The sequence below is a fragment of the Pedococcus sp. P2_E5 genome (assembly GCF_056403895.1).
The window spans coordinates 42,339-50,706 of record NZ_JBFUEP010000034.1 but is presented as its reverse complement, the minus strand read 5'-3'; the positions used below and the strand labels follow the sequence as shown (position 1 = coordinate 50,706).

Annotated in this window: 10 protein-coding genes; 4 read left to right on the top strand and 6 right to left on the bottom strand. The window is 71.3% G+C overall.

Annotation, left to right across the window (positions count from 1 at the left end; translation table 11 throughout):
* Positions 1-47: 47 nt before the first annotated feature.
* Positions 48-326, bottom strand: coding sequence for a PLDc N-terminal domain-containing protein (locus tag AC1DVZ_RS13035; protein ID WP_477618621.1), 279 nt, complete (start codon positions 324-326; stop codon positions 48-50).
* A gap of 12 nt (positions 327-338) precedes the next feature.
* Positions 339-1,532, bottom strand: a complete 1,194-nt coding sequence (menE, locus tag AC1DVZ_RS13030) for an o-succinylbenzoate--CoA ligase (protein ID WP_477618620.1) — start codon at positions 1,530-1,532, stop codon at positions 339-341.
* Positions 1,533-1,599: 67 nt separating this feature from the next.
* Here menE and AC1DVZ_RS13025 point away from each other — a divergent pair, with 67 nt between their 5' ends.
* On the top strand, positions 1,600-2,052 hold the full coding sequence (locus AC1DVZ_RS13025) for a hemerythrin domain-containing protein (protein ID WP_477618619.1): 453 nt from the start codon (positions 1,600-1,602) through the stop codon (positions 2,050-2,052).
* Positions 2,053-2,100: 48 nt separating this feature from the next.
* Here the strand turns inward: AC1DVZ_RS13025 and AC1DVZ_RS13020 are convergent, their stop codons facing one another.
* The 4 genes from AC1DVZ_RS13020 to AC1DVZ_RS13005 all read right to left on the bottom strand — a co-directional run bounded on the left by AC1DVZ_RS13020 (position 2,101) and on the right by AC1DVZ_RS13005 (position 5,371).
* Positions 2,101-3,039 (bottom strand): 1,4-dihydroxy-2-naphthoyl-CoA synthase, encoded by a 939-nt coding sequence (locus tag AC1DVZ_RS13020; protein WP_477618618.1) that lies wholly within the window; start codon positions 3,037-3,039, stop codon positions 2,101-2,103.
* 61 nt (positions 3,040-3,100) lie between these two features.
* On the bottom strand, positions 3,101-3,541 hold the full coding sequence (locus tag AC1DVZ_RS13015) for a TA system VapC family ribonuclease toxin (protein WP_477618617.1): 441 nt from the start codon (positions 3,539-3,541) through the stop codon (positions 3,101-3,103).
* Positions 3,538-3,786, bottom strand: a complete 249-nt coding sequence (locus AC1DVZ_RS13010) for a CopG family ribbon-helix-helix protein (protein WP_477618616.1) — start codon at positions 3,784-3,786, stop codon at positions 3,538-3,540. The genes AC1DVZ_RS13015 and AC1DVZ_RS13010 overlap by 4 nt, the downstream gene beginning before the upstream one ends.
* Positions 3,787-4,888: 1,102 nt before the next feature.
* A complete protein-coding gene (locus tag AC1DVZ_RS13005) occupies positions 4,889-5,371 on the bottom strand; it encodes a glutathione peroxidase (protein ID WP_477618615.1) in 483 nt (160 codons plus the stop codon).
* 113 nt (positions 5,372-5,484) lie between these two features.
* On the opposite strand from AC1DVZ_RS13005, the gene AC1DVZ_RS13000 reads away from it, so the two are divergent.
* From AC1DVZ_RS13000 to AC1DVZ_RS12990, 3 genes are read left to right on the top strand one after another with little or no spacing between them, the layout of a single operon-like run.
* Positions 5,485-6,045, top strand: coding sequence for a CHRD domain-containing protein (locus AC1DVZ_RS13000; RefSeq protein WP_477618614.1), 561 nt, complete (start codon positions 5,485-5,487; stop codon positions 6,043-6,045).
* A 60-nt stretch (positions 6,046-6,105) separates the two neighbouring features.
* A complete protein-coding gene (locus tag AC1DVZ_RS12995; RefSeq protein WP_477618613.1) occupies positions 6,106-7,134 on the top strand; it encodes an o-succinylbenzoate synthase in 1,029 nt (342 codons plus the stop codon).
* Positions 7,135-7,144: 10 nt separating this feature from the next.
* A complete protein-coding gene (locus AC1DVZ_RS12990; protein ID WP_477618612.1) occupies positions 7,145-8,368 on the top strand; it encodes an ATP-grasp domain-containing protein in 1,224 nt (407 codons plus the stop codon).

Genomic DNA, 8,368 nt, shown 5'->3' with positions numbered 1-8,368 from the left:
GGTGCTGGGCGGTGCCGGCAGCGTCGGTGGTGCAGACAGGGTGCTGCTCAGAGCCTACGGAGGAAGTCCGGGTCGTCGTCGGGGCCACGCGGGGGCGGCGGCCGGTGAGATGGCCCACGCCCGCTCGGTCCACGACCGGCGGTGCCCCGTTGCGGTCGTCCGGCGATGAACCAGGCGATCGCCCCCACGACCGGGAACAGCAGGATCAGCAGCAGCCACAGGAGCTTGGGCAGGCCCCTGACCTGCGCGTCGTCGGTCTGGACGCAGTCGACCACGGCGTAGACGGTCACCGCGATCGTCAGCAGCCAGGGCAGCAGCCGGATCATCTCCCCATGGTGTCACGCGTGGTCCGCGAAGCGTGCGGCGACCGCCGACCGGTCCGGCTTGCCCGGCCCGCGCACCGGCAACGCCGGCAGCACCAGGAGCCGTCGGGGCAGCGCCTGCGGAGGGAGTATGCCGCGCAGCAGCTCGCGCAGCTCCTCCACCGTGGGTGCGGGGTCGGGGCCGGCCGCCTCGGCGAGGACGACGGCGGCACTGACGACCTGGCCCCAGTGGTCGTCCGGGGTGCCCACGACGATCGCCTCGGCAATGCCGGCAAGTGAGGTGAGGGCGTCCTCGACGAGGCGTGGTGCGACCTTGAGGCCGCCGGTGGAGATGAGGTCGTCGAGGCGTCCGTCGACGTGCCAGCGGGCGTCCGTGACGCGACCCACGTCGTCGGTGCGGAACCATCGGCGCCCCGCGGAGTCGGTGCTGAAGGCGGCTGCGGTGAGGTCCGGGCGGCCGAGGTAGCCGGTGGCCAGGGTGGCGCCGCCGAGATGGAGCCGGCCGTCGTCGTCGAGGCGAACCTCGGTGCAGGAGAGCGGGACTCCGTCGTAGACACAGCCGCCGGCGGTCTCACTCATGCCGTACGTCGTGACGACGGCGATCCCGGATTTGCGTGCCCTCGCCAGCAGAGCGGGAGGGCTGGCGGCCCCGCCCACGAGCACGGCGTCGAAACCGGCGAGGGCGGCAGTGGCTCGCTCGTCGTCGAGCAGGCGGACCAGCTGGGTGGGGACGAGCGCGGTGTAGCGGCGGTTCCCGGCGAACGTCGCGGCTGCCTCGGTGAACGCGCTGGCGGTGAAGCCCTCGGACAGGTCGACGAAGCCGGGTTCGGTGCCCGCTGCCAGGCATCGCAGCAGCACCTGCACCCCCGCGATGTGGTGCGGTGGCATCGCCAGCAGCCAGGCCCCCGGCCCGCCGAGTCGTTCGTGAGTGGCTGCGGCGCTGGCGGCGAGAGCGGTGGCCGGGAGCATCGCGAGCTTGGGGGTACCTGTGGAGCCCGACGTCCCCACGACGAGAACGGTCCCGTCGTCGGGCTCGGGACTCCCGGACTCCCCGCCGACGGAGGCAACGCGGTCCGGGACGGTCGGCGGATGGCCGCCCGCGGCATACGGAAGGACGGCGAACTCGCCGTCGAGGGCCTGGCGCAGCGCGGGGAGGACAGCCACGGCGCCCCGGCCGGCGGCGATGGCCAGCGGTCGCAGCGACGTCACCCGGTCAGGTTAGCCGCCGGGTGGACGCGCCCGACGCGTGGCGGGACGATGGACCACGGGAGGTGCCATGGACGCCGACTTCGCGGCATACATCGAGCGGGTACGCGCTCACCGGGGGGAGCTGCGCGACTCGGTCGCGGCCGTCGACGAGGCGCTTGCTTCGCCGATCGCCCGCGGTGGCGCGTGGCGCGAACGGGTCCGGGCTGCGCTCGCCGAGCTGTCCCACGACTTCCAGGACCACATCACGCTGACCGAACGGCCCGGCGGCATCTATGACGGTGTGCGTCGAGGGGCCCCGCGGCTGATGAGGGCGGTCGACCGGTTGACGGGCGAGCACGCGAGCTATGCCGAGGCGATCGCCGGCTATCTCGCTGTGCTCGAGCACGGTGGCACCATCGCCGACCTGCCGGCCTTCCGCGAGGAGGTCACCACGCTGATGGGGCAGCTGGTGCGGCACCGACAGCGCGGGGCGGACYTCGTCTACGAGGCCTTCGAGGTCGACCTCGGCGGCTCCGGCTGACGGCACGCGGCCACACCTCGCAGCGCCCTCAGCGGCCGGGGTGGCTCGTCAGAAGTACCAGGGGAAGGGCGACCAGTCGGCGTCGCGCTTCTCGAGGAACTGGTCGCGCCCCTCGACGGCCTCGTCGGTCATGTACGCGAGCCGGGTCGCCTCCCCGGCAAAGACCTGCTGCCCCATCAGCCCGTCGTCGAGCAGGTTGAACGCGAACTTGAGCATCCGCTGCGCCTGCGGGCTCTTGCCCATGATCTCCCGAGCGACCTGCAGCGCATCCGACTCGAGCTCGGCGTGCGCGCTGACGAGGTTGACCGCCCCCATCCGGTGCATGTCGTCGGCGGTGTAGGTGCGGCCGAGGAAGAAGATCTCTCGGGCGAACTTCTGGCCGACCATCTTGGCGAGGTAGGCCGAGCCGTAGCCCCCGTCGAACGAGCCCACGTCGGCGTCGGTCTGCTTGAAGCGCGCGTGCTCACGGCTGGCCATGGTCAGGTCGCACACGACGTGCAGCGAGTGGCCACCACCGGCCGCCCAGCCGTTGACCACCGCGACGACGACCTTGGGCATGGTGCGGATCAGCCGCTGCACCTCGAGGATGTGCAGCCGTCCGCCCTCGGCCTGGACCCTGCGCTGGTCGACCGTCTCGGCGGTGTCGCCCTGCGCGTACTGGTAGCCCGACCGCCCCCGGATCCGCTGGTCGCCTCCCGAGCAGAATCCCCACTGACCCTCGCTGCCCGAACCCTCCGGACCGGGACCGTTGCCCGTCAGCAGCACGACCCCCACGTCCGGGGTGCGGCGCGCGTGGTCGAGCGCCTGGTAGAGCTCGTCGACGGTGTGCGGCCGGAACGCGTTGAGCACCTCGGGGCGGTCGAACGCAATGCGCACGGCCCCCACCTCACGCGCCCGGTGGTAGGTGATGTCGGTGAACTCGAAACCCTGCACGGCATCCCACGCGTCCGGGTCGAAGGTCTGGCTCACCACAGGCTGCTCGCTCACCTGCGCGAGCCTAGCCGCGCCCACGGCGAGGTATGCCGCGTGGTCGCCCCCGCGGCATACGTCACCCTGGTGCCGGTGCGCCGAGGATGGTGACGTGCAGGCCCGGGAACCGCCGGAAGCCGCTGTCGAAGGTGACGAAGTGCGCGCCGAGCTCGATCGCCTGCGCCGCCAGCCACACATCGGTGATGTCGTTGCCGCGAAGCTCCAGGGAGGTGACCAGCCCGACGAAGCGTTGCCAGGCGGCGGCGCCCGACTGCACGCGCTCGGCCACGGGCGCGGATCGGATGCGCTCGCAGAAGGCCAGGGCCTGCTCGGTCGACGCCGTCTGGGTCTTGATGCGCCGGTTGGTGCAGATGCGCACCGTGGCTGTGAGGGTCTCGTCGATGACGCCGACCGGCTCGGTACCGGTCAGCGCTCGGACGAGGGCCTGGTTCGCCACCGGGTAGCTTGCGGCGTCGAGGTCCATGGCGTTCAGGAACACGTTGACGTCGAAGATGATCACCGGGGGTCGTTGTCGCCCAAGGCGTCGGCCAAGGCTTCCTTGTCGAGAATGTCGACGAGGAAGCCGCCGCCGTGATAGCTGGGCAGAGTGAAGTTCGCCCGTCTGCGCTCATCCGACTCGATCTGGCGCGCGAGCATCTGCCGGAGGGCCTCCTCGAGGACGCTGCTGACCGTGCGATCTGTGCGGGCGGCCAAGACCTTCGCCTCCCTGAGGAGGCTGTCGTCGATCGTGATGGTGGTGCGCATGTCATCAGTGCATCACAGGGCGCATCATGATGCAAGGGATTCATCCGCATCCTGGTCGGGGCTGTGGACAAGTCGCCGGCGCTGTCCCCGGCGGCTGTCAGGGTTTCTCCCAGAGCGGCGGCCCGGGGGCGGGTCGCCCTGGCAGAAGGGGAGTGAGATGAGCCATGTCGATGGGGGCGAACCGTGGGGTGACCAGGCGGCGGTGTTGCCGTTCGGCCGACGAAGCAGCGACGAGCGCCGGTACGAGGACCTGATGGCTGATGACAGGTTCGACGACGGCTACGACGACGGGTTCGATCGAGGGTATGGGCGCGATCTCGGACAGCTGACCATGGTCGTCCTGATGGACGACAAGGTCGTGGACACCATTCGCAGACCCGTCGGGGGAAGTGGCTACGAGTGCGCCGCCCTCGAGCTGGGGCGGGGCGAACCTCGACCGGCGCCACCGCCCGCCGTGATCCACGTGCCGATGCAACCGCGGCACGAGCTGGCGAGGACCTGGCTGCGTTCCCTCGTCGGCGGTGCGGAGGAGCTGGATGGGCTGACCAGGGACCCTCTGCCCGACGAGCCGCTCGACCTGAGTCTGGTGCCGGCCGACCTCCGCGATCGAGTGGCCGCGATCGCGGCGCGCGTCGACGACGTGGCGCTGTCGCTGATCGGCGTCGAGGGTCGCACCGCCTGTCGACGTCTCCTGGTGCGGGCGGTCGCGGCCGAACCAGCCCTGCTGCGCGGTCACGACCGCGACGACATCTCGGCAGGCGCCGTGATCCACGCGGTGGCCATGGCCAACGACCTGGTCGGGCCTGGCCGAGCCCTCACGTCGACCGCGTTGTGGACGCACATGGGGCTGAGGTCCTCGCCCCATGACAGGGCACGCAGGTTCGCCCACGCGGTGGCCGGCCCGGACGGTGTGGACGTGCGTCTTGGCCACCCACACCGGGCACCGGACGTGTGGAGGCTGGGGAGTGCCGACCTTCTGGTGGGCCGGTTCAGGAACTTCCTGATGATGGAACGGGCGCTGGCGGACCTCGAGGCAGCTCGCCTCCGAAGACCTGAGCAGCGCGTTGGTGAGTGGCGCGGCAAGGCACGTCGCCGTGGGGGCTCAGGCGGCGAGGGCGTCCTCGATGTCCTTGGCGATGGCCTCGGGCTTGGTGGTCGAGCCGTAGCGCTTGAGGACGCTGCCGTCGCGGCCCACGAGGAACTTGGTGAAGTTCCACTTGATCTTGGCGCCCATCAGGCCGCGCTTCTCGGACTTCAGCCAGTCGTAGAGCGGGTGGGCCTCGGCACCGTTCACCTGGACCTTGGCGAACATCGKGAAGGTCACCCCGTAGTTGCGCTCGCAGAACTCGCCGATCTGGGCCTCGTGGCCCGGCTCCTGGCCGCCGAACTGGTTGCACGGGAACCCGAGCACGACCAGGCCCTGGTCGGAGTACGACGAGTACAGCTCCTCGAGACCGGCGAACTGGGGCGTGTAGCCGCACTCGCTCGCCGTGTTGACGACCAAGGCCACCTGACCGGCATAGGTCGACAGCGGCTGGTCCTCGCCGGACAGGGTGGCTGCGGAGAAATCGGACAGGGTCGGCACGGGTGCCCTCTCGTCGGACGGTTTCTGGGCACCGTCGATGAACGTTTGTCGATGGGGATTCGTAGCAGAAGGGCGGGTGGATTCCCGCCCGCGCCCTTTTTCAGGAGGTCTGCATGAACACACTCAAGCAGTGGGGCGTCATCGCGTCAGCCGGGGGGCTCGGTGCCGTCGGTGTCCTCGGAGTCGGCGCGGTCGCCGCGGCGGGCGACGGCGACCACGAGTCCTTCACGGTCACCGAGCGGCTGAGCGGGTACCACGAGACACCCCTGGCCCTGTCCACCAGCGGCTCGGGGTCGATTCGCCTGCGGATCGACCCGGACGCCGGCACCATCGACTACCGGGTGCGGTACGCCAACCTCGAGGGCACCGTCACCCAGTCGCACATCCACTTCGGCTCCCCGTCCCAGACCGGTGGGGTCAGCGTCTTCCTGTGCAGCAACGTGGGCGCGCCTCCGGGAGTCGTCACGCCCGCCTGCCCCACGACCAACCCGGGCGAGGTCAGCGGGACGTTGCGGGCTGCTGACGTGATCGGCCCGGGCGGCCAGGGCATCGCAGCGGGAGAGTTCGCGGAGCTGCTCGCGGCGATCCGGGCCGACTCGACCTACGCCAACGTCCACAGCACGAAGTACCCCGCGGGCGAGATCCGCAACCAGCTCACCCCGCACGACCACTGACGGCAGGGGTCGCGCCCGGGCCGCCACCAGCGGTCCGGGCGCGTCTGCTGCAATGGGCGCATGACCACCCCGCCGCTGCCCCCGCTCGAGGAGCTGCTCGCGGGAATGCGGGTCGTCTCCATCCCGATGCGCGTCCGCTTCCGTGGCGTCACGGTGCGCGAGGCGGCGCTCTTGCACGGTCCGGCAGGCTGGGGTGAGTTCTCACCCTTCCTCGAGTACGCCGCCGACGAGTCCTCCCGGTGGCTGTCGGCCGCCGTCGAGGCGGGCTGGGGCCAGTGGCCGGCGCCGAGGCGCGACAGCATCCCCGTCAACGCGACCGTGCCCGCCGTGTCCGCAGCCCAGGTCGCGGACGTCCTTGCCCGCTTCGACGGCGCGACGACGGCGAAGGTCAAGGTCGCCGAGCGGGGCCAGACCATCGAGGACGACGTATGCCGCGTGGCCGCGGTACGCGACGCGATGGGATTGGCGGGGCGGATCCGGGTGGACGCGAACGGTGGGTGGTCCGTGGCCGAGGCGACGGACGCGCTGAGGCGGCTCGCGGCATACGGGCTGGAGTATGCGGAGCAGCCGTGCGCAGAGGTGAGCGAGCTGCGCGAGCTGCGCCTGGCGTTGGCCCGCAACGGGATCGATGTCCTCGTCGCCGCGGACGAGTCGATCCGCAAGGCGGATGACCCGGTGCGGGTGGCGCGCGAGGAGGCCGCCGACCTGGTGGTCGTCAAGGTGGCGCCGCTTGGGGGCGTCCAGCGCGCCCTGGAGGTGGTCGCGGACTGCGGGCTGCCTGCCGTGGTGTCGTCGGCGCTCGACACGTCGGTGGGGATGGCCGCGGGGGTGGCGCTGGCGGCAGCGCTGCCCGACCTGCCCTTTGCGTGCGGGCTGGGCACCGTCGCCCTCCTCGAGGGGGACGTGTGCGCGGACCCGCTCGTGCCCCGCGCGGGGGCCCTGCCCCTGGGTCGGGTCGCGCCGGATGGGGACCTGCTGGCCCGCTGGGCGGCGACGCCCGAGCGTGAGCACTGGTGGCGCGACCGGGTCGGGGCCGCGCACGCCCACCTCGCCGCACCGCGACGAGCACTCGGGCCCGGGTCGGCATAGGGTCGGGTCCGTGAACATCGTCTTCGTCGAGCCGGGGTTCCCCGCCAACCAGCGCCGCTTCGCCCTCGCCCTGGCCTCCGTGGGGGCCAATGTCATCGGGATCGGGGAGTCCGACGAGTACACGCTCGACGACGAGCTCCGCAGCGCGATGAGCGGCTACTACAAGGTCGGGTCCGTCACCGACCTGAGGGCGATGGTCGAGGCGGTGCGGTTCATCCAGTCCAAGGTGTGGGTCGACGGGCTCGAGGCGACCGTCGAGGCGCACACCATGGTCGCCGCGCAGGTCCGCGAGGCCACCGGCATCCCGGGCACCTCGGTGCGCACCACGTGGCTGTGCCGCGACAAGCCGTCGATGAAGCAGGCGCTGCGTGAGGCCGGAGTGCCCACGGCCGCCTCGGCCGCCGTCGACCACGCCCACGAGGCCTGGGCCTTCGCCGAGGCCGTCGGGTACCCGCTCATCCTCAAGCCCCGTGACGGCGCCGGGGCCAAGGACACGATGCGGGTCGACAACGACACCGAGCTGGCGCACGCCCTGACCGAGTTCGGGTCGCACGGCGCCGCGTCGATCGCGATCGAGGAGTTCGTCGAGGGCCACGAGGGCTTCTACGACACCATCGCCAAGGACGGCCGCGTGGTCCACGACTGGACCACGCACTACTACCCGAACGTCCTGGAGGCGATGCGCAGCCGCTGGATCTCGCCCCAGTTCGCCACGACCAACCGGATGGCCGACTCGCCCTTCTACGCCGAGGTGGCGGCGATGGGCGCCCGCGTCATCGAGGCGCTCGGCATCGGGACGAGCGCCACCCACATGGAGTGGTTCCACGGCCCCAAGGGGCTGAAGTTCTCCGAGATCGGCTGCCGGCCACCCGGCGTGGGGTGCTGGGACCTCTACTCCGCGAGCAACGAGGTCGACGTGTACCGCGAGTGGGCCCACGTCATCACCCACGGCGTCCCCGAACAGCAGATGCGGCGCCCCTTCTCTGCCGGGATCATCGCCCTGCGGCCCGACGCAGACGGCCACATCACGGGGTACTCCGGCATCGACGAGATCCAGGGCCGCTACGGGCAGTGGATCATCGACGGTCACTTCCCGCCCGAGGGCCACCACACCCAGCCCGTCGAGGCCGGTTACATGGCCAACGCGTACGTGCGCATGCGCCACCCGGACTACGACACCCTCCGCAGCATGCTCGACGACGTGGGCCAGACCGTCCACGTCCATGCGGGCTAG

Excerpts from the sequence above, each read along its gene's own strand:
- AC1DVZ_RS13010 (WP_477618616.1), bottom strand. The coding sequence starts at position 3,786 with ATGCGCACCACCATCACGATCGACGACAGCCTCCTCAGGGAGGCGAAG.
- AC1DVZ_RS13035 (WP_477618621.1), bottom strand. The coding sequence starts at position 326 with ATGATCCGGCTGCTGCCCTGGCTGCTGACGATCGCGGTGACCGTCTAC.
- AC1DVZ_RS12995 (WP_477618613.1), top strand. The coding sequence starts at position 6,106 with ATGACCACCCCGCCGCTGCCCCCGCTCGAGGAGCTGCTCGCGGGAATG.
- AC1DVZ_RS13000 (WP_477618614.1), top strand. The coding sequence starts at position 5,485 with ATGAACACACTCAAGCAGTGGGGCGTCATCGCGTCAGCCGGGGGGCTC.